At 56.8% G+C, this 20,148-nt stretch carries 23 protein-coding genes; 7 read left to right on the top strand and 16 right to left on the bottom strand.

Going from position 1 to position 20,148, the window contains the following annotated elements:
- Window positions 1-169: 169 nt before the first annotated feature.
- The 7 genes from FN806_RS01125 to FN806_RS01090 form a co-directional block, all read right to left on the bottom strand.
- Complete coding sequence (locus FN806_RS01125; RefSeq protein WP_142633179.1) at window positions 170-1,348, bottom strand: phage major capsid protein; 1,179 nt, start codon at window positions 1,346-1,348, stop codon at window positions 170-172.
- A gap of 35 nt (window positions 1,349-1,383) precedes the next feature.
- Window positions 1,384-1,941, bottom strand: a complete 558-nt coding sequence (locus tag FN806_RS01120; RefSeq protein WP_142633177.1) for an HK97 family phage prohead protease — start codon at window positions 1,939-1,941, stop codon at window positions 1,384-1,386.
- Window positions 1,942-1,955: 14 nt separating this feature from the next.
- Window positions 1,956-2,174, bottom strand: a complete 219-nt coding sequence (locus FN806_RS01115) for a GTA head formation protein, RCAP_rcc01685 family (protein WP_142633175.1) — start codon at window positions 2,172-2,174, stop codon at window positions 1,956-1,958.
- Complete coding sequence (locus FN806_RS01110) at window positions 2,167-3,330, bottom strand: phage portal protein (protein ID WP_142633173.1); 1,164 nt, start codon at window positions 3,328-3,330, stop codon at window positions 2,167-2,169. Before FN806_RS01110 ends, FN806_RS01115 begins: the two co-directional genes overlap by 8 nt.
- 171 nt (window positions 3,331-3,501) lie before the next feature.
- Window positions 3,502-4,314, bottom strand: coding sequence for a class I SAM-dependent methyltransferase (locus FN806_RS01105; RefSeq protein WP_142633171.1), 813 nt, complete (start codon window positions 4,312-4,314; stop codon window positions 3,502-3,504).
- Window positions 4,315-4,433: 119 nt separating this feature from the next.
- Window positions 4,434-5,804, bottom strand: a complete 1,371-nt coding sequence (locus FN806_RS01100; protein ID WP_246097159.1) for a DNA-packaging protein — start codon at window positions 5,802-5,804, stop codon at window positions 4,434-4,436.
- 459 nt (window positions 5,805-6,263) lie between these two features.
- Window positions 6,264-6,641, bottom strand: coding sequence for a VOC family protein (locus FN806_RS01090; RefSeq protein ID WP_142633166.1), 378 nt, complete (start codon window positions 6,639-6,641; stop codon window positions 6,264-6,266).
- Between the two features lie 40 nt (window positions 6,642-6,681).
- Between FN806_RS01090 and FN806_RS01085 the strand changes: the two genes are divergently transcribed.
- Together FN806_RS01085 and FN806_RS01080 are read left to right on the top strand one after the other, a co-directional pair.
- Window positions 6,682-7,218, top strand: a complete 537-nt coding sequence (locus FN806_RS01085; protein ID WP_142633164.1) for a winged helix-turn-helix transcriptional regulator — start codon at window positions 6,682-6,684, stop codon at window positions 7,216-7,218.
- Between the two features lie 317 nt (window positions 7,219-7,535).
- Window positions 7,536-8,798 (top strand): DEAD/DEAH box helicase, encoded by a 1,263-nt coding sequence (locus tag FN806_RS01080; RefSeq protein WP_142633162.1) that lies wholly within the window; start codon window positions 7,536-7,538, stop codon window positions 8,796-8,798.
- A gap of 33 nt (window positions 8,799-8,831) precedes the next feature.
- Here the strand turns inward: FN806_RS01080 and mltG are convergent, their stop codons facing one another.
- The 7 genes from mltG to fabD all read right to left on the bottom strand — a co-directional run bounded on the left by mltG (window position 8,832) and on the right by fabD (window position 15,151).
- Window positions 8,832-9,992 carry an endolytic transglycosylase MltG gene (mltG, locus tag FN806_RS01075; RefSeq protein ID WP_142633160.1) on the bottom strand — a complete coding sequence of 387 codons (1,161 nt, stop codon included), beginning with the start codon at window positions 9,990-9,992 and terminating at the stop codon, window positions 8,832-8,834.
- Entirely contained in the window at window positions 9,993-11,258 is a 1,266-nt protein-coding gene (gene fabF / locus FN806_RS01070; protein WP_142633158.1) for a beta-ketoacyl-ACP synthase II, read from the bottom strand. It abuts the gene before it with no gap.
- A 204-nt stretch (window positions 11,259-11,462) separates the two neighbouring features.
- Window positions 11,463-12,206, bottom strand: a complete 744-nt coding sequence (locus FN806_RS01065; RefSeq protein ID WP_142633156.1) for a 1-(5-phosphoribosyl)-5-[(5-phosphoribosylamino)methylideneamino]imidazole-4-carboxamide isomerase — start codon at window positions 12,204-12,206, stop codon at window positions 11,463-11,465.
- 120 nt (window positions 12,207-12,326) lie between these two features.
- Entirely contained in the window at window positions 12,327-12,827 is a 501-nt protein-coding gene (locus tag FN806_RS01060) for a GNAT family N-acetyltransferase (RefSeq protein ID WP_342781993.1), read from the bottom strand.
- 177 nt (window positions 12,828-13,004) lie between these two features.
- On the bottom strand, window positions 13,005-13,238 hold the full coding sequence (locus tag FN806_RS01055) for an acyl carrier protein (RefSeq protein WP_005982462.1): 234 nt from the start codon (window positions 13,236-13,238) through the stop codon (window positions 13,005-13,007).
- A 209-nt stretch (window positions 13,239-13,447) separates the two neighbouring features.
- A complete protein-coding gene (gene fabG, locus FN806_RS01050) occupies window positions 13,448-14,185 on the bottom strand; it encodes a 3-oxoacyl-[acyl-carrier-protein] reductase (RefSeq protein ID WP_142633152.1) in 738 nt (245 codons plus the stop codon).
- 27 nt (window positions 14,186-14,212) lie between these two features.
- Window positions 14,213-15,151, bottom strand: a complete 939-nt coding sequence (gene fabD / locus FN806_RS01045; RefSeq protein ID WP_142633150.1) for an ACP S-malonyltransferase — start codon at window positions 15,149-15,151, stop codon at window positions 14,213-14,215.
- Between the two features lie 171 nt (window positions 15,152-15,322).
- Between fabD and FN806_RS01040 the strand changes: the two genes are divergently transcribed.
- Window positions 15,323-16,549, top strand: a complete 1,227-nt coding sequence (locus FN806_RS01040; RefSeq protein ID WP_142633148.1) for a cytochrome b/b6 domain-containing protein — start codon at window positions 15,323-15,325, stop codon at window positions 16,547-16,549.
- A 58-nt stretch (window positions 16,550-16,607) separates the two neighbouring features.
- Here FN806_RS01040 and FN806_RS01035 read toward each other — a convergent pair whose 3' ends face one another.
- Both FN806_RS01035 and FN806_RS01030 read right to left on the bottom strand, forming a co-directional pair.
- Window positions 16,608-17,180, bottom strand: a complete 573-nt coding sequence (locus FN806_RS01035; RefSeq protein ID WP_142633146.1) for a YceI family protein — start codon at window positions 17,178-17,180, stop codon at window positions 16,608-16,610.
- Between the two features lie 126 nt (window positions 17,181-17,306).
- The gene (locus tag FN806_RS01030; RefSeq protein ID WP_142633144.1) at window positions 17,307-17,825 is read right to left on the bottom strand and encodes a hypothetical protein; all 519 of its coding nucleotides are present in this window, start codon (window positions 17,823-17,825) and stop codon (window positions 17,307-17,309) included.
- Window positions 17,826-18,110: 285 nt separating this feature from the next.
- On the opposite strand from FN806_RS01030, the gene rpsF reads away from it, so the two are divergent.
- The 4 genes from rpsF (at window position 18,111) to FN806_RS01010 (ending at window position 19,982) form a co-directional block, all read left to right on the top strand.
- The gene (rpsF, locus tag FN806_RS01025; protein WP_142633142.1) at window positions 18,111-18,464 is read left to right on the top strand and encodes a 30S ribosomal protein S6; all 354 of its coding nucleotides are present in this window, start codon (window positions 18,111-18,113) and stop codon (window positions 18,462-18,464) included.
- Window positions 18,465-18,492: 28 nt separating this feature from the next.
- The gene (rpsR, locus tag FN806_RS01020) at window positions 18,493-18,720 is read left to right on the top strand and encodes a 30S ribosomal protein S18 (RefSeq protein WP_005608650.1); all 228 of its coding nucleotides are present in this window, start codon (window positions 18,493-18,495) and stop codon (window positions 18,718-18,720) included.
- Window positions 18,721-18,732: 12 nt separating this feature from the next.
- Window positions 18,733-19,353 (top strand): 50S ribosomal protein L9, encoded by a 621-nt coding sequence (gene rplI / locus FN806_RS01015; RefSeq protein WP_142633139.1) that lies wholly within the window; start codon window positions 18,733-18,735, stop codon window positions 19,351-19,353.
- Between the two features lie 152 nt (window positions 19,354-19,505).
- Complete coding sequence (locus tag FN806_RS01010) at window positions 19,506-19,982, top strand: transglycosylase SLT domain-containing protein (RefSeq protein WP_142633137.1); 477 nt, start codon at window positions 19,506-19,508, stop codon at window positions 19,980-19,982.
- Window positions 19,983-20,148: the final 166 nt, after the last annotated feature.

Below are 20,148 nucleotides of genomic sequence, written 5' to 3'. Positions count from 1 at the left end.
ATTCACTCCGCAATCTCGGACCCCTCCGGGGCCGTAACTTCAGGAATTGACGGGCACGCGCCGCCCCACGTTGCTCGGACGGAGGGGAGCAGCTAGACAACGCAGGGGTCTCACCCCGACCCGTGCCCGCCGCCCCGAGGGGCGAAGGCCCCCCGGGATTCAGCCCGCTTTAGGCGGTGCCGAATTTCACGAGTTTGATCGCAGCAAAGTCGCTGACATCGCCGCCGACGCGCTTGGTCGCATAGAACAGAACATGCGGTTTGGCGCTGAAGGGATCGCGCAATACGCGCAGGTCCGGACGCTCGGCGATGGTATAGCCCGCCTGGAAGTCACCGAAAGCAATCGAAAAGCTGTCGGTTCCCGCATCCGGCATATCTTCGGCGATCAGCACCGGATACCCCATCAGACGTGCCGGCTCACCCGCAGCCAGACCGTCCGACCACAAGAAGCGGCCATCGCTGTCTTTCAGCTTGCGGATCAGACCAGCAGTTTTCGAGTTCATCACGAAGGTCCCGTTGACCCGGTACTGCGCACCCAGCGCATAAACCACGTCCACAATGGCATCCGCCTCGACACCGCCATCGATGCCGGTGGGGATATAACCAATGTTACCCCAATCCCAGACATCGTTGTCGACCTTGGCGTGGTTCAGAATACCCTTGGGTTTGTCCGCACCGTCGCCGTTGATAAAGGCCGAGGCCTCGGCGCGTGCAAACTTGTCCGCGATACGGCCGGCCAGCCAACCCTCGACATCGAACGCGCTGTCATCCAGCAGTCGCTGCGAGGCTTTGGGCAGTGCGCTCAACTCGTGCAGCGGGATCGAGATTCGGTCAATCGACGGGGTGCTGGTTTCGCTCGCCGCAGCATTTTCATCTGCCCAGCCCGCACCGACATCCGTGTGGTCGATCAAAACATCGAACGAGTTCGCCTCGACATTTACGATCGAAGCAATCGAGCGGATAGAGGCCGTAGATTTCAGCACCGATTTGATGATCTCGGCGGTTTGCGGGTCAATCAGGTACCCACCGTCACTGTTCACAGCGCTCGAGAGGGATTTCACCTCCATCTCAAGACCACGCAGGCCGTCATCCTCACCCGAACGCACATAGGCATCAAAGGCCTTCTGATGCGGTGCGCCGTCCTCGATTGAGGCCGCAAGATGCGGGCGTGCCGCGATGGTTGATTTACGATCCAGCATGGTCAGTCGCTCTTCTGTCTGTTGCAATTTTGTCTTAACTTCAGCCTTGAGGCCCTTGAATTCGTTCACGAAGCCAGTCATCGCCTGCTTCACCTCCTGAACCAGGGGCACACCCTCTCCGGTCAAGGCCGGGGTTTCGGTCTTGCTCATCAGCACTTCCTTTTTGGGGGTGAGGTTTCGGCGCGCTAGGTTCGCGCCAGTTCCTGCCGGGCGTGATCAAACACCTCGGCAATACTGCGCCAGGTGTTCTCGGCCTCGGGGTCCACCCCCTTTGCCGCCACCCGCGCACTGGGCAGCATCGGGAACGTCACCAGCGACACCTCCCACAGCTCCAGTTCGGTCAGGACCCGCTGGCCCTTGTCATTCTTCACGGCGCGCTTGGTACGATAGCCAATCGACAGGCCATCCATTGCGCCCGCCCGGATCAACTCGGCCGCCTCGCGGCCCTTTTGCGTGCTTTTCAGCAGACGGCCCTTGACCCACAGGCCCCGGTCGTCCTCGCGCACCTCGTCCCAAACCCCGATGGGTTGCGCCGGATCGTGCTGCCACAGCATCTTGACCCTTTGGCCCGCTGTAGCCAGCCCCTCAAGGGAACCGCGATACGCACCTTTCTGCACCACGTCACTGCCCTGATCCACCTGTCCAAACAGGCTGGCATAACCTTCGATCACCGCGTCCTCGGTCACCGAAAGGCCCTCTCCGAACCGTGCGAACTTATGCTCCAAATCCATAATCTTCTCCATGTAACCTGCTGAATTCATGGTGTTACTGAAAGGAATGACTGAAACGCCTGCGCCAGGATCACCGCTGCCACGCCATACACCGTCAGCCACAACCGCCTCTCCAGCCGCTCCATCATCTCTTCGATCTGATCCAGCCGCCTGCACAGATGTTCATGCTGGATCTCGGCCACCCGCTCATGCGCGGCCAGCCGCAAGCCTGGCGCGCAATCGAATGGCGGATATCCTTCAGCCATCCGCACGCTCCGGCAGCCCCAGCAAGGCGCGCTTTTCGGCATCGCTCAGGAATTCGGCCCCATTGACCCGCGCCCATTGCGCGTCCCGTTCCGCCGACAGCGCAGGCACCTGATCCAGATCGGGCTTCAGCACCAATTCCTCACCGGAAAAACCCGCCAGCCACTCCGACACCGCCGCCGCCACCCGCGTCACCAGGGGCAGCACGGTCAGGCGATAGAACGCCCGGTTGGCCTCCTGATAGTTCGAATAGGTCGCGTCGCCTTGTATCCCCAGCAGCATCGGCGGGACCCCAAAGGCCAGCGCGATCTCGCGGGCGGCGGCTTCCTTGGTCTTCTGAAACTCCATGTCCGAGGGCGAAAAGCCCATCGGCTTCCAATCCAACCCCCCTTCCAGAACCATCGGACGACCAGCATTCCGCGCCCCGCGATAGTTCTGCTCAATCTCATCGGACAGACGCCGGAACTGGTCCTCGGCCATAACTCCATGGCCATCACCGCCCTTCCAGACCAGCGCCCCCGAAGGCCGCGCCGCATTGTCCAGCAGCGATTTTGACCAACGCGACGCGCTGTTATGCACATCAATCGCCATCGCCGCCGCCTGCATCGGCGAGAACCCGTAATGATCATCTTGCGGGTGGAACGACTTGATATGACAGATATTTTCCGCCGCAAACCGGTGTTTCTTGCCGCCCACAGCGTAATCATACGCCTTGGGCCAGCCATCCGCTCCCGGCACCACGCTCATCCGATCGGATCGCAGCACATGCAGCTCAACCGGCAGTCCTTCCTCGGCCTGCACAGCCTCAACATAGGCATTGCCCGACAGCAGCAACTGCCCGAACAAGGCCTCCATCAACTCTGCCCGTCCCTGCGCCGCATTAGGACGCCGCATCAGGGACAGGATCGGATGCGTCTCATACCGCTGCGCCTGATCCTGCAGCACCAAAGGTAACGCCGCCGCCGCCTCGGCAATCAGCTTGACCGAGCGAAACCCCACCGGGTTCCCCGAAAACCCCGTCCGCGTCAGCGATACCGTGTCCCGAGGGCTCCACGCCACGCGCCCACCGGTTTGCCATGCAACCACGGGTCCGGCTGCACTTGCCTTTGCTTCGGGCGCTTCCTCTGCCGCTCCACGACGCAAGAAATCGAATACCATGTCCAGATGCTCCTTTCTGTCGCCGCTGTGTCCGGCTTGTTGAAAGGAGTTATGACGCAGAGAAGTTTATGCCTCGGGAATAGAACGTACGGGGGTAGGGCAACGGGTTGGAATTCTTACTAATTCACAACGCAGAAGCGAATAGAGTGGGTAGAAAAATCAATTTGGCGTTTACGGTCTCGCAAGAAAAACATGCCCCTGAATTTTGCCGGACACCGGCCCTTTACCAAACAGCTTTTCGATGTCGGCGGCGGCGGCGTCTGTAATTTCAGTCAATGAGCCCGCAGCACGTTCTTCCAACTCATTTCTAAGCGGTGTCCCCTGGCAGTAAGCCACTGCCGGAGCTTGCGGATTGCTCGCTCGGCTTTGCTCGGAAATGGTCAGTGTTTCGATATCCGAAAAACCAGCTTCCTTAAGATCATCGACAATTGAATCAATATTGCCGTGCCCATGGGGTGTTCTTGCTAAAAACACTGGGGGATCTTCCGGGAAAAACCGAGATGCCGTCTTCGTCACGCAATGCGCAAACTCGTTCTCTTCGATACTGTCCCAAACATTGAAGATAAAACACCCGCCATCCTTCAAAACACGAAGGGCTTCCTTGTAACCAGCTACTTTGTCAGGAAAAAACATCACCCCAAACTGGCAACAGACAACGTCAAATGTATTTGTCTCAAAGGGCAACGCCAACGCATCCGCCTGCTTCCATTCTATTCGATTGGCTTTCGGTTGCTGCGTTGACGCTCTGTCCAACATCGGTTGATTTAAATCAGTAACCACATAACGAATTTCGTCGCTCAGCAGCGGGGCCAACGCACGTGTTACTACTCCGCTACCCGCGGCGGTCTCCAAAACAGCTTTGGGTTTGGTATCAGCGACTCTCTTTGCCAAGTCTGCAGCATAAGATTCGAAAATCAATGGAACCAGAAATTCATCATAAATGTCTGGAATTGAGCCGGTGAAGTTTTTGTCACTTGTAGACACTACGAAATCCCTCCCCGACCCTGTGGTCGCAAAGGGTGTATTCCTAGCATAAATCGCTGGCTACGTCACTTCGGACCGCGATCAGTCCTTCAACCGCCGCTCTCCGCCTTTTTTTATCCTCACAAACTCCGCACCCTAGGCCGCCGATACGCCCCCGCAGGCCCTACAACCAACTCATGCAGCGCCCAGACCAGCGCGTCGACCCGGTCGGGCGAGCCCTGCCCTTGATACCCCCGCGCGGTCATCTGACACATCTGCTCCTCCAGCGCGTCCAGCCCGGCCACATGCGACACCCGCCCCTGCTCATACAACGCTGCCACAGGCTCGGCCCGTGCCACCTTGCCACGTGAGGCCCGCACAGCCCGAAACGGGACCAGAGGATCCACCTGCCGCACGACCTCTTCCACCAGTTGACCGCCCTGATTGACCTCGGCCACCAGCCGCTCGGCCCCGAACTCATCCATCGCGTCAATCGCCGCGTGCGCCCAGCCCGCCGGGCCAACCCCCTGCACCGTCCGGTCGGCCAGCACATAGGCGCGCCACTCCTCGGGCGGCCCTTGCAAACACGCTCCAACGACGACGATCCCGCAAGCATCCGCAGCCGCCCCCGCCGTCACCGCCGGGTCCAACGCCACCACGATGCGGTCCAACTCTGGCACTTGGCTAACCCGCGCCGCCTCCAGCATCGAACCTGTCCACAGCGCCCCCTCGACATCCGACAATAGCACCCCATCCAGCTCCTGCCGCCCCAGCCGTGTACCGGCATAGCGCGCGCGCACCTCGGCTAGAAACGACCCCGCCAAATTGGCCCGGTTCGCCTCGGTCGGCGCATGGGTCTGCACCGTGGACGGCGACGCCAGCAGATCCTTCAAAACTTTCACATTGCGCGGCGTGGTTGTCACACAGACCCGGGGCTGATCCCCCAACCGCAAAGCAAACTGCAGCATATCCCATGTCTCGCCCGCCTTTTTCCACTTAGCCAGCTCATCCACCCAGGCCGCATCGAATTGCGGCCCGCGCAATCTCTCAGGATCATGGGCCGAGAACGCCTGCGCCTCGGCCCCGTTGGGCCAGACTAGTTTTCGCTCTGACGCCTTCCAAATAGGTCGACGATCCGGTGGTGAGCATTGCAATATCCCACTATCGCCAAAGATCATCACGTCGCGCACCTGATCAAACGTCTCGCCAAGCAGAGCCACCCGGCGCGCCTTACCCGTGTCCAACGGCAAAGACCCCTCGACCATAGACCGCACCCATTCAGCCCCGGCCCGGGTCTTACCGGCTCCGCGCCCGCCCATGATCACCCAGGACCGCCAGTCACCTTCTGGCGGCAATTGATGCGGCAGCGCCCAGAACTCAAACAGGAAAGGGAGGGCGCACAGCCCCCCCTCCCCGATCTCACTCAGAAATCTGTCCTGCACCACAGCAGGCTCGGAGGCGAGCCAGCCTGCACCCGATCTCAGATCGTGCCCTATCAAGGTCGAGCGCATAGCCCCCTTGGGCAATTCCGGCTTGTCTGTGATGTTGTTCGACAAAGCTTGTCTCCACTTTTTGGCAACTTCGGATCAGCCCCTCAAGCTGTCCCAGTTGCTTACCTGCACCAGCAATATCTGCATCCTCCCCGGCACCGATCTGCCTGCACAGTTCTTCCGCTGCTTTGCGCAGACCGCGAATGGATGTCTCAAGTGACTGCAACAAGTCAGCCGTTTGGGAAATCCGCTCTTCCGGGGTAATCAATGTCATGTTTGCGTATTGACCTCATGCGTGAGTTTTCTCCGCACGAGAGAAACGAAAAACGGCCGCCGGATGTTACCCCGAGGCCGTTGCTCACTTCTTCTAGCATGACACAGTTCGTACCAAATTAAGTTCGAAAAGTCAATGAATTGCGCAACACCCACGCAACAGGGAACGTTCGGTGCAGGTTAACAATTTCTTCCCCGCGCGCGTCTTTAGCTGCTGCCAGTCAAATCCTGTGCCAGCATCAGCGCATTCATATCCGGATCATAAAACGTGGCCGTGCTGACCATTCCTTCGATCGTTTCCGTCGCACCGTCGAATGCCACCCCTGCATCCTCTAACGCACTGCGCGCGGTGGTGATATCGGCGACCTCAAACACTGGAACACAATTGCCCGGTGAGGGCTCGGCCTGCTCTCCTAAACCCAATGTGACGCCATCCACATTGGTGCGCATCTCACTCCAACCCGCCTCATCTATGTGATGGGAAAGTTCAAACCCCAATTTGTCGCTGAACCATTCGGCGCTTGCATGGCGGTCCCGAACCGAAATCGCAAGGGTGATCGTGTTTTTCAAAGAAACAAGGGGCATCAATCTTTCCTTTTGAGCTAAATTATATTAACTATACTTTATGGACATTAATTTGCTTGTCAAGCTGACCTCCCGAGCTTGGTCGCTGAATATTCTGGCACTCATGCATTCCGGCACTCCTGGCAGGCAGGCCGCTCTGCTTGCTGCCACCAGCGCAGGAAGAACTGCCTTCGCGGCAAGCCTGGACCATCTCATACGCCTTGACCTGATCGAAAGGAATCCGGGCCACGGGCACCCATTGCGCCCTGAATTCCGATTAACCCTGCCGGGGATCGAAGCCGCCAGTATGGCCAGCGCAATCGTAAACGCCGTTCCGGATGACACCAAGTTCAAGCTCGTCCGTAAATCCTGGACCGTCCCGATCCTGGCACTCACCGGCACTCCGCACCGCTTTTCCGCCATCAAATCGGATTTGGTATCGATCACGGATCGGGCGCTGTCGTCGTCCCTTCAACAGCTAGAGGCGCTCGACTGGATCCGACGGGACATTGAAACTGCCGCGCGGATGCCCTTCCCTACATATCGAGCTGTAAGAACAGGTTTTGCGATCAACCAAGCGGTCAATCTCACTGCTTAAAGGTTGCAGACAGCCCACAACGATCCTTTTCGCCGGATGTGATCTATAACGCACAGCTTGACATTCCGCCCCGCAACCTGCATGAGCGCCTTAACAAAGCGCTGACGCGTGAGCATTGGCAGGTCCGACCTGCTCCACAGCGCTCGATTCACCCCATAGTTCCCCTTCACGCAGGGTTCTGAATGCGACGGCCGGATGCCGCAGGAAACGCCTGTGCATCCAGAGTCTTAGCGTAACCCTGTTGGCATCGCATATTGCGCTGCTGATTTATGTCGCCCGTGGTGATCCAGTCGCCAGGGGCAAAAAAGGAATGATATTTGTTCGACTTTGATATGCTGGGCCTGGCCCCGGCCCTGAATGACGCATTGAAACGCGCCAATTTTTCACAACCCACTCCGATTCAGAACCAGGCAATCCCCATGGCATTGCAGGGGCACGATATTCTGGGCCTTGCCCAGACCGGCACCGGCAAGACACTGGCTTTTGGCCTACCTCTGATCGATCACCTGCTGGCTCAGACCGGCAAGCCTGCGCCGAAAACCGCCAAGGCTCTGATCCTTGCTCCGACCCGTGAACTGGTCAACCAAATCGCAGATAGCCTGCGCAATTTGACCACGAATACGAAGCTGCGCGTGGCGACAGTTGTTGGCGGTCAGTCCATCAGCAGGCAGATTTCGTTTCTGGCACGCGGCACAGACATTCTGGTTGCCACCCCTGGTCGTTTGATCGACCTGATGGAACGCAGAGCAGTCGACCTCGGCTCGGTACGTCATCTGGTACTGGACGAAGCCGATCAGATGCTGGACATGGGCTTTATTCATGCTCTGCGCCGGATTGCACCGCAGTTGGGCACGCCCCGCCAAACGATGCTGTTCTCTGCCACTATGCCCAAGCAGATGGAAGAACTCAGCCAGGCCTACCTGACAAACCCGCAACGCATTCAAGTGTCCCCTCCGGGTAAAGCCGCCGACAAGATCACCCAATCGGTTCATTTCCTGAGCCGCGCGGAAAAACCGAGCAAACTGCGGGAGATTTTATCTGCGGACAAAGAAGCTCTGACGCTGGTGTTTTCGCGTACAAAACATGGCGCCGAGAAGCTGATGAAGGGTCTCGTGGCCGACGGCTTCAACGCCGCCTCGATCCATGGCAACAAAAGTCAGGGACAGCGTGACAGGGCGATCAAAGCTTTCCGCGCAGGCGAAATAAATGTCTTGGTGGCAACAGACGTGGCCGCTCGCGGCATCGACATCCCGGGCGTTGCCTATGTCATCAACTACGACCTACCCGAAGTGCCGGATAACTACGTCCACCGCATTGGCCGAACCGCCCGTGCCGGTCGCGAAGGCGAGGCGATCGCTTTCTGTGCACCGGATGAACTGGATCAACTGAAGCAGATTCAGAAACTGATGAAAATTGAGGTTCCGGTCGCCAGCGGCACAATGCCCGAGTTCGCCGAACCCGCAAAATCGCGGAAAGGCGGAGGGTTCCGTCGCCGTGGTCCAAAGCCGCAAGCAGCTAACAAGTCGGGCAATCCCGGAGGCCCAAAACGTCGGCGACCGCGTCGATCCTCCGCCGCCTAAATCTAAAAGGCGCCGCTATTAGCGGCGCCTTTTTTAGTTTCCGGTGCTTTGGCGCTCGGCCTCAATCTCACGCCATTTGGCGACGTTTCGATTATGCTCATCCAGTGTCTCGGCAAAGGCATGTCCGCCGGTGCCATCTGCAACAAAGAAAACAAAATCAGTCGCTTCGGGCGAAACTGCGGCTTCAAGACTTGCAAGACCAGGATTTGCGATAGGTGTTGGCGGGAGCCCATCAATCACATAAGTGTTCCAAGGCGTTGCACGGCGCAGTTCGCTGCGGCGCAGGCCTCGGCCCAACGCGCCCTGCCCCTTGGTGACACCATAGATTACAGTCGGGTCCGTCTGCAGCTTCATGCCTCGCTCAAGCCGGTTTACAAATACGCTGGCAACCTGTCCACGCTCATGCGGAACACCAGTTTCCTTTTCGATGATTGACGCCAAAATCAGCATCTCTTCGGGGGATTTGATTGGCAAATCATCCTGCCGCCCTTCCCAGGCGGCGTTAATGCGCAGTTGCTGCTTATCCTGCATCGACTGCAGGATTGCCGCCCGATCGGCACCTCGCACAATGTCATAGCTGTCCGGTGCCAGCGCCCCTTCGGCCGGTATTTCAGGGATATCTCCCGTCAACGCGTCGATCTGCTTAAGACCCTCGACCACTTGCCAGGATGTAACACCTTCAGCAATCGAGACCCGGTACCGTGTGTCTGAGTCTTCGCGCTTTTGGGTATAAGCCGCGGGCACTTCTTCTTCCGTCACATCGAACGATGCGATTTCATCGAAGTCCAATGTTGCGGGGTTCAATTCGCGTACACGGGTTTGTATGCGGGTTACACCGATCCGGTACTCAATCTCGGATCCGCAGGTGCTGGCACCGCTGCGCGTAATCTCATCAATGATCTGCTCCATCGAAGCACCCTCGCGGACCAGAAAGCTGCCTGCCTTCAGCTGAGGTGCCTTGTCGGTATAATCCGCCGCCATACGGAATATAGTAGCGCTGCTGATCGCGCCCTGATCCTCCAGCTGTCGGCTGACCTGCGTCATGTTCGAGCCACGTTCGACCTGCAAACACATCGCAGTTTCCAGAGGGCCCGCATTCTTGTATCGCGCCTGCCCCCATAAAATCAGTCCACCGGCAAGAAACAGGCCGACCACCAGGATGGTCAGCATGTTGGAGGCCATCGCGCGCCACATTTAGCTGACCTTTCCGAAGATCACACTTGCATTGGTGCCGCCAAATCCAAACGAGTTTGACAACGCCACATCAATCTTGCGCTCACGCTTGGCATTCGGAGCCAAATCAATCGGTGTCTCGACCGCTGGGTTGTCCAAATTGATCGTCGGTGGCGCAACCTGATCGCGGATTGCGAGGATCGAGAAAATGGCTTCGATCGCGCCTGCAGCGCCCAACAGATGGCCCGTGGCCGATTTGGTCGAACTCATGGTTACATTCGCCGAATGCTCGCCCAGGAGACGCTCGACCGCACCCAATTCAATGGTATCGGCCATGGTCGATGTGCCATGCGCGTTAATATAGTCTAGGTCCTTCGGCTCCAGCCCCGCGCTGCGTAGCGCTGCGTTCATAGAACGCTCTGCGCCATCGCCGTCCTCACTGGGTGCGGTGATATGATAGGCATCACCGGACATGCCATAGCCCAGAACTTCGGCATAGATTTTCGCGCCACGCGCTTTTGCGTGTTCGTACTCTTCCAGAACAACGATGCCCGAACCTTCACCCATGACAAAACCGTCTCGGTCGACGTCATAGGGGCGGCTGGCTGCTTTGGGGTTATCCGCGTATTTGGTCGACAGCGCCTTGCAAGCGTTGAATCCAGCGATACCGATTTCGCAAATGCACCCTTCGCCACCACCGGCAACCATTACGTCAGCGTCACCGGCACGGATAATGCGGCTTGCGTCACCAATAGCGTGAGCACCGGTCGAACATGCAGTCACAACCGAATGGTTCGGGCCTTTGAATCCATGGCGGATCGACACCTGACCCGAGGCCAGGTTAATCAGCGCGCCTGGAATAAAGAAAGGCGACACCCGTCGAGGGCCCTTGTCACGGATCAGGTTAGCCGTTGCTGCAATGGAGCCCAGCCCACCGATACCTGAACCGATAAGAACACCAGTGCGCAAACGCGCCTCTTCATCCTCGGGCAGCCAGTCGGAATCCTTGCAGGCCATTTCAGCAGCTGCAATCGAGTACAGAATGAAGTCTTCGATCTTGCGCTGCTCTTTCGGCGGCATCCAGTCGTCAGGATTGAATGTCCCGTCGGTGCCGTCGCCTCGCGGAACTTCGCAGGCATACGTTGTGGTGACCCCACTTGCCTCAGCATCAAATTGCGTGATCGGGCCTGCACCGGATTCCCCATCCAGCAACCGCGACCATGTTTCCTCGACCCCGCTGGCCAATGGAGTGACCAACCCAAGACCGGTTACAACGACTCTGCGCATAAAATGCCTCTTGCCTGCTTCCTGTTTGAGAAACGCTCATACCCCGGGCCGGGGTGCGGGGGCAAGAGCAAGGCGCAATCATCATACAAGCAGATTGAGCGGAACATCTACAGTATACACTCTTGCAATGCGGCTCCTGGCCAGATGAAAGCCCGCCCTTTCACTGGACATGAAAGGGCGGAACCTGTTGTTTTGGAAGAAATCTTATTGAAACGCCGCAACCGGTTCGTGCGCTGTGCTGGCAACATTCAGCGCATCTGAAAGCTCGAGCGTCTTTCTGAACAGCGCGCGGCCAACCAAGGCGCCCGAAATATTCGGGATATAAGCCAACCGCGAGATATCATCTGTCGTGCGGACCACACCGCTTGCGATGATCGGTGTGCGAGATGTCTCTGCCAGCCCCGAGATCAGGCCCAGCTGTGCCTCAACGTCTTCCATGTCGCTATCGATATCAGTGACCAGAATTGCCGCAAACGGCGTTTCTGAAAACGCTTCGATAAAGGCCTCTGGTGTAAACGCACTTTGACTACGCCAACCGTCGGTCATCACTGAGCCTTGCCATACGTCCACGGCCAGAACGATTTGGTCCGGGTAGAGTTTGGCCAGTTCTTTCACCAGATTTGGATCCCACGCAGCCATAGTGCCGATAACAATCCGGCCTGCGCCCTTGTCGATCCAATGCTCGACTTGCTCGCGCGATCTCATACCACCTGCCAACTGCACAGGGATTTCGGCAGAACGGATGATCTCTTCAACCAACTCCGAATTGCTATCGCGCCCTTCAATCGCGTCAAAATCGGTCAAGTGCATCCACTCGGCTCCAGCATCGGCCCAACTGCGTGCCGTTTCTGCGGGATTCACGTGCCAAATCATGGCCTCATCCAGACGACCCTTGTCCAGTGTGACACAGCGGCCGTTCTGCAGTTCCATCGTAGGGTAAATCCTCATGAGCTTGCTCCTCCGCTCAATCGCAACGTCAATAGAGGATACCATACCCTCAACCCTATCGGCGAGAATTTCCAGTTTCGGCAAACCAAAGGCAATTTGCGGCACGATCAAAGAGAAAGGTTAAGCCAGTTTGGGCGGCCCGTTTCTTTTCAGCAGGTTCACCTGACTTCCCATATAGTCGCGCTCGGCCATGAGCTCATAACCAAGCTTTGCCGCCAGATTTTGCGACGCGTGGTTTTCAGCATCAATCAGGGAAACCAGTGGCCCAGGCATTATTCTGTCAAACCAGTCATGTGCGGCCTGAGCCGCTTCAAGACCAAATCCCTGCCCCTGGGCTTCTGGTGCCAATAGCCATCCGGCCTCGGGAAAGCTGTCGAAGTCGTCGCCTAACCCTCGGTTACGATAGAAAAAGCCTGCTTGACCTATCATCTGACGATTCGACTGTCGAAAGACGGCCCATTGGCCAAAACCGGCCATCTGCCAGTGGCCGGCATTCCTCAGAAAGGATTCCCACGCTTCGCCCCGCGATAGCGGTTCCCGGCCAAGATGGCGCACAACACAAGGGTTCCGCCAAATCTCAGCGTAACGACTAAAGTCGTCGGGACGCATGGCGCAAAGCATCAGACGTGCCGTATTTATCATCGGGGTGGATCGTAGCATGCCCTGCCCGCTCAGAATTTCCTGCCTCGCGTAAATGGTTGCGGGTCAATAGCTATCTGGCAAGCGCGAATTCCGGCTGGGCAAAAAAAACGGCGCCTCCGTTGCCCGGAAGCGCCGTTTTAGCGGATAAAGAAGGTCTTAAGACGCTTCAGAGATGAATTTGACGGCGTCGCCAAACGTTTGGATGGTTTCGGCTGCGTCATCAGGAATCTCGATGCCGAACTCTTCTTCGAAGGCCATAACCAGCTCAACAGTGTCCAGGCTGTCTGCACCCAGATCGTCGATGAAGGACGCGTTTTCGGTCACTTTATCTTCTTCAACACCCAAGTGCTCAACAACGATCTTTTTAACGCGATCTGCGACGTCGCTCATGTCTATTCCTCATTTCATTTCAGGGCATAGTGCCCGGTTCTGCCCTTGCCCGCTCAGGCTGGCCTTGATGTGCCCGTTCTGGGCGGTTTAGGTCCCCGATTACCGGGTAAGTAGAAGGTTGACCATCCGGCCAGCCCCTGCATATGTGCGCCGCCTATAACACAGACAACGCCCGAGGCAAACGCTTTCGCGCCCACCTCGATCCGCGCTCACAACATGGCCATACCGCCGTTCACATGCAAGGTGGTTCCGGTAACATATCCGGCTTCGGCACTTGCAAGATACAGCACAGCCGCAGCAATTTCCGAGGGGTCACCCATACGACCGGCAGGAACCTGCGTCAAAATCCCAGATTTCTGATCCTCGGTCAGTTTGTCGGTCATCGCAGTCGTAATGAAACCAGGTGCCACCGCATTGGCGGTGATTCCACGGCTGGCAACCTCATAGGCCAACGATTTGGTCATGCCCACCATGCCTGCTTTGGATGCAGCATAGTTGGCCTGTCCCGGGTTCCCAGTCGCACCCACCACCGATGAGATATTAATGATCCGGCCCCAGCGCGCTTTCATCATGCCCCTCAAAACGCCTTTGCACAGCCGAGCAGTAGATGTCAGGTTGACGTCAATCACGCTCTGCCATTCCTCATCGGACATGCGCATGAACAGATTGTCTCGCGTGATCCCGGCATTATTCACCAGGATATCAACCGATCCCATTGCCTCAGCAGCCTGCTTCGGAAGGGCTGTCACCGCCTCGGCATCACTCAGGTTGCAGGGCAGAACATGGGCGCGTTCACCCAATTCGTCGGCCAGAGCCTGTAGCGGCTCAACTCGCGTACCAGACAAAGCCACAGTTGCACCAGCTGCATGCAAACTTCGCGCAATTTCTCCACCGATCCCACCCGATGCACCGGTGATCAGTGCATTCTTACCTGTCAAATCAAACATTCGGTTTTCCTCTTGATGCTCGGTGTCTTACGATTCGGCCTGTGTCACATTCTGCACGTCATCAGGCGTACCGACAGCTTTACCAACAATCGCACGGTCAATTTTGCGAATCATACCGGACAGAGCTTTGCCCGCCCCGATTTCCCAAGTTTCACTCACGCCTTGCGCAACCATGTACAATACGCTTTCGCGCCAGCGAACCGAACCTGTGACCTGCTCGATCAGCAACCCACGGATCAGATCGGGATCTGTGACAGCCTCGGCCCGCACATTGGCAATCAATGGCACGGCAGGAGCTTTGATTTCGACATTTGCCAGGGCTTCGGCCATGACATCAGCGGCAGGTTGCATCAATGCACAGTGAAAAGGTGCGCTGACGGGCAACATGACCGCGCGCTTGGCGCCTTTTTCTTTGGCGATTTCGGCGGCGCGTTCCACGGCAGCCTTTGCGCCTGATACCACGACTTGTGTGGGATCATTGTCATTGGCAGCCTGACAAACTTGACCCTGCGCAGCTTGGTCTGCAACAGCGCGCACAGCATCAAGATCCAATCCAAGAATAGCGGCCATTGCGCCCTCTCCAACGGGAACCGCACTCTGCATCGCTTGCCCGCGGGTGCGCAAAAGGCGCGCCGTATCAGCGACCGACAATGCCCCTGCCGCAGCGAGCGCGGAGTATTCCCCCAGCGAATGCCCAGCGACAAAACAAGCATCCGCAATCGAAATCCCATTGGCCTCCAGGGCCCGCATCGCAGCCATCGAGGTCGCCATTAGCGCTGGCTGCGCGTTCTGTGTCAGGGTCAGGTCCGCAATATCACCTTCCCAGATCAGATCGCTTAGCTTTTCCCCAAGCGCCTCGTCCACCTCGTCGAATACAGCCTGTGCAGCCGGATAGGCCTCGGCCAGAGCCTTGCCCATACCGATAGTCTGGGCACCTTGCCCCGGGAAAACAAATGCGCGTGTCATTGCAACCTCTTGGATGACGTTAGGTTGCCGCGGGGTGTAAACCGACAGACCGCGCGGCACAAGCTTTGCCTGATCTCTGCACTTTGGCACCGGCTCTGTGCATCCCTTGCTATTGTGTCCTAGGCTTGTAGCGGTAGGTTGTTGCATACGATCCACCTTCCGGAGCCTCAGATGCCTTCGTCAAACACCTTCTCAAGCTATGGAAGCGTAACCAAGACTTTTCACTGGCTGACAGCGTTACTTATCTTCACCGCATTCCCTCTGGGGTGGGTCGCCAACGGATTGGCCCATGCGATTTATGATCCGGCCATAGCCACAACCGAAGATGACATTGCACGCGCCGCCAGCCTTTTTTCTCTCCATAAAACCGTCGGGGTCACTGTTTTCTTTGTCGCGCTCGCGCGTATCATGTGGGCGATAGCGCAGACCAAACCCGGTCTATTGAACGCCGAGAACAAGCCCGAGGCCTTTGCAGCTGAAACCGTGCATTGGCTGCTTTACGCATCTTTGGTTCTGGCCCCACTAACCGGGTGGACCCATCACGCTGCCGCCGAAGGTTTCGCTCCGATTTTGTGGCCCTTCGGACAGGGCCTACCCCTTGTACCAAAATCCGAGTATCTGGCAGAGCTGACCGGAAGCCTGCATTGGCTGTTCGTCTGGACACTGGCCGGTTCAGTCGCGCTGCACGTCGCCGGGGCGCTAAAACACCACATTATCGATAAAGACAGCACGCTGCGCCGAATGATGCCGGGCGCCTCGGATGCACCGGAACCGCCAGAGCAAATCCATTCAATGACCCCCGCATTGGCCTCTTTGGCCATTTGGGGTGCCGTTCTGGTCGGAGGATGGTCAATCGGCGCGTTTGACCACCAATCTACAGCTAGCACAGAGGTCGCAGAACTGACCCAGGTACAGTCCGACTGGAACGTCCAGGAAGGCAATCTAAGCATTACCATCACCCAGTTGGGCAGCCCGGTAACCGGCAGCTTTTCCGATTGGACCGCTGCAATCGTTTTCGAAGTTCCGCCCACGCCGGGCTTAGCCGGATCAGCAGATGTCACAATCGCGATAACGTCGCTCAAACTCGGGACCGTCACAGATCAGGCAATGGGTGCTGATTTCTTCGACAGTGCGCAATTTCCAACCGCTCAATTCAAAGCTGATCTCTTCAAAACTGAGGACGGGTACGAAGCGCGCGGCGCGTTGACCATTCGCGACAAGAGTGTGGACGTAGTGTTGCCATTTACCCTCGACCTTCAGGGTGACAGCGCAGCTATTTCAGGACAGCTTGAACTGAACCGGCTGGATTTCGACATCGGCACTTCGCAGTCGACCGAGGATTCGCTGGGTTTTGCTGTTACAGTATCAGTTGATCTTACAGCAAAACGTGGCAACTAAGAAAATGGGCCGCCGAAGGGTTACTCCGGCGGCCTCGTTTCAACTCGTTGTAATCGTATTAGTCGGCCTTCTGGGCTTCGACTGAAATCTGAAGTTCAACTTCGTCGCTTACGAATGGCGCAAACTGACCAAGGTCGAACTCACTACGCACCAAGGTGGTGGTTGCGTCGAAACCGGCCCAGGGCTTTCCTGCCATAGGATGTTCACCCACCTGGTTCAGCTTGGCATCCAGAACAACCGATTTGGTCACACCGTTCATAGTCAGATCGCCAGTGATGTTGGCAGTGTTTTCGCCCGTGACTTCGATACCAGTAGAAGTAAAGGTCACCATTTCTCCTTCGGTCACACCAAAGAAATCTTCGGACATAAAGTGGTCTTGACGTGGCTTCCAACCGGTAATCATCTCAACCACTGGCATGGAAACTGTAACACTGGATGCAGCCGGGTTTTCCTGATCGAACATGATCTCGCCTTCAAACCCCGAGAACATGCCATGGGTGGTCGAGAAGCCAAGGTGGTTATAGCTGAAAAGAACCTGGCTGTGGCTTGAGTCCAGAACGTATTTTTCGGCGCCGGCAAATGCCGTTGTGGCCGAAACCGCGAGCGCTGCTGCAAGAAGGGTGGATTTCATGATAATCTCCGCAATTTTGTAGATGCAAACCTCTTGGGTTGCTCGACAACGAAAATGTGCTGCCCTAGGGCAGCACACAAGTAATATTATTTCACAATATCTGTTCTTAATTGAACAGAATAAAACTCAGGCGAAAATTGTTACACTTCCGCTAAGTTGACCTTTAAGCGCTCGGCTGACATCCGCCGATTCAAGCGGCAATTTCATCAACAGGCTGCCGTCCACATCGAACAACTCGATCTGGTCTTCAATGAAACGGGCACCACCCAGGCTGTCATAGCTCCGGCGCAAAACTGTCTGCGGGCGGCCATTTTCATTTTTTTGCAATACCCGGACCTCGCGGCGGATCGGGTCAAAATACGCATCAGGACGCGCGTCCAGAACTTCGATCGTCAGAAGGCTGACACCTACCAGAAGGAACATCAGAGAAGCCGCCAATTTGATCGGCCAGACTTCAGCGGCCATTGCCGTGCTGGGCATCAACCACATGGAAAAGGCAGAAACTATCAGTAGCGCACCAGCCACACGGGCCAGAACCATCCGAGCTTTCCAATTTGGTGCAAAGCTAATGAGCACCGGCACTGACTTTTCAAAACTTACGCCTGTGGCGGATTTCTCGAAGGTATTTGTGTTAATCGCGGTCATTTTCAGTACCCTGTTTCTCAGGTTGCCGTTCCAACTTTTGTCAGTCCGGTTAATTTCCGGTATACAAAACAACTTTGAGCCGAAAAGCGTCAGGAATTGGGCAGCGCAGAGGAAATAGCGCGACTTCACAAAGGCATCTGTGGCAGGCCTTGCCCCCAGCGTACAAACGTGTATATCGGGCCATCCTTCGCAAACGATATGAATCGCGCAGCCTCTCGTGGCAGGGTCGCGAAGGACGAAACGGCCCCGCCTATGAAATGCGCCTTGATAGAAACAGGAGTGCACATGCCACTATATGAGCATGTAATGATCGCGCGTCAGGATTTGTCCAACGCGCAGGCAGAAAGCCTCGTCGAACATTTCGGCACCGTTCTGGCTGACAATGGCGGCAACGTCATCGACAGCGAGTACTGGGGCGTCAAGACGATGGCCTACAAGATCAACAAGAACCGCAAGGGTCACTATTCCTTCCTCAAGACCGACGCTCCCGCTGGCGCCGTTCAGGAAATGGAACGCCTGATGCGCCTGCATGACGACGTTATGCGCGTTCTGACCATCAAGGTCGACGAGCACAACGAGGGCCCTTCGGTCCAGATGCAGAAGCGCGACGAGCGCGAAGGCCGCCGCGAGCGCCGTTGATTAACGCCTGAAGAAAGGACACTAAACCATGGCCGCAAAACCATTTTTCCGCCGCCGCAAGGTCTGCCCGTTCTCGGGTGAGAACGCGCCGAAGATCGACTATAAAGACACTCGTCTGCTGCAGCGTTACATCTCTGAGCGTGGCAAGATTGTACCTTCGCGCATCACCGCCGTTTCGGCGAAAAAGCAGCGTGAACTGGCCCGTGCTATCAAGCGCGCCCGCTTCCTCGCCCTGCTGCCCTACGCCGTTAAGTAAGGAGATACTGACATGCAAGTTATCCTGCTGGAACGCGTTGCGAAACTGGGTCAGATGGGCGACGTCGTTGACGTCAAGTCCGGTTATGCCCGCAACTTCCTGTTGCCTCAGGGCAAAGCGCTGAGCGCATCGGACGCCAACATCGCGTCGTTCGAAGCCCAGAAAGCGCAGCTTGAAGCCCGCAACCTGGAATCCAAGAAAGAATCTGAAGCGCTGGCTGAAAAGCTGGACGGACAGCAATTCATCGTGATTCGATCGGCCTCGGATGCCGGCGCACTGTACGGATCGGTCACCCCGCGTGACGCCGCAGACGCCGCTACCGAAGCAGGTTTCACTGTCGACAAGAAGCAGATTGCCTTGATTGCACCGATCAAGGATCTGGGTCTGCACACAGTCGCAGTTAAACTGCACCCCGAGGTTGAAGTGAAAATCGAAATGAACGTTGCTCGTTCGCAAGAAGAAGCCGAACTACAGGCATCTGGCAAATCGATTCAGGAACTGGCCGCCGAAGAAGAAGCCGCCGCAGAATTCGAAATCGCCGAGCTGTTCGACGATATCGGTTCCGCCGCTTCCGACGACGACGATCTGGTTGCTCAGGATGCTTCGGCCGAAGAAGACGAAGCCAAAGCCTGATCCTCGGGTTTCGAATTGAACAAGAAAGGCCGCACGATCTGTGCGGCCTTTTTTATGCCTCCGCCCGGCGAAATCCAGCTTGGGCCCCGGCCTTTGCTTGCGGTCATCAATAGGTTTCTTATCATCGCATAATAACTATTCGGAGACGATCAATGACATTTCTTCTGCGCCGCAGTGTATTGGCATTATTGTTAATTGCACCCTTTGCGGCGTGCGGAGGGCCCGATACCCCAACCCAGAACACGTTTGATCCTCCGCTCTATCCCAACGAAACACCGGAACTGCGGGCCTCCATAAACAAATGGGCCGACCACTACGAAGTGCCGCGCGAACTGGTGCACAAGCTAGCAATTCGCGAAAGCACCCACCGACCTTGGGCTGTGAATCGGCCCTATTATGGCTTGCTGCAAATCCTGCCAGCCACAGCTCGTTCAATGGGACATACTGGAAACGCCAAAGGCCTTTTGGATGCAGACACAAATCTCGAATTTGCCGGGAAATATCTGCGGGGCGCTTGGCTATTGTCCGACGGCGACCAGCAACGCGCCATATTCCTTTACGCAAAAGGGTTCTATCCCGAAGCCAAGGCACGTGGGATGCTGGTCGAAACAGGGCTACGTCCGGAATAACCGGATTTACCCCGAAACGAATCATCTGAGACATGCTGTTTCGGACCATTCTGTTGCCATTACATCGCAATATGACTACACAAGGCGAACAATTTGCTTGCACAATGCCCTGTGGTTGACGCAACGTATACCCCTAAGGACAAGTCTGGCATGTCTTGGGGGAGAG

This window comes from Ruegeria faecimaris (assembly GCF_900182615.1).
GTDB classification, from domain to species: Bacteria; Pseudomonadota; Alphaproteobacteria; order Rhodobacterales; family Rhodobacteraceae; genus Ruegeria; species Ruegeria faecimaris.
The sequence above is the reverse complement of the archived record's forward strand: the minus strand, read 5'-3'. Positions and strand labels throughout refer to the sequence as shown.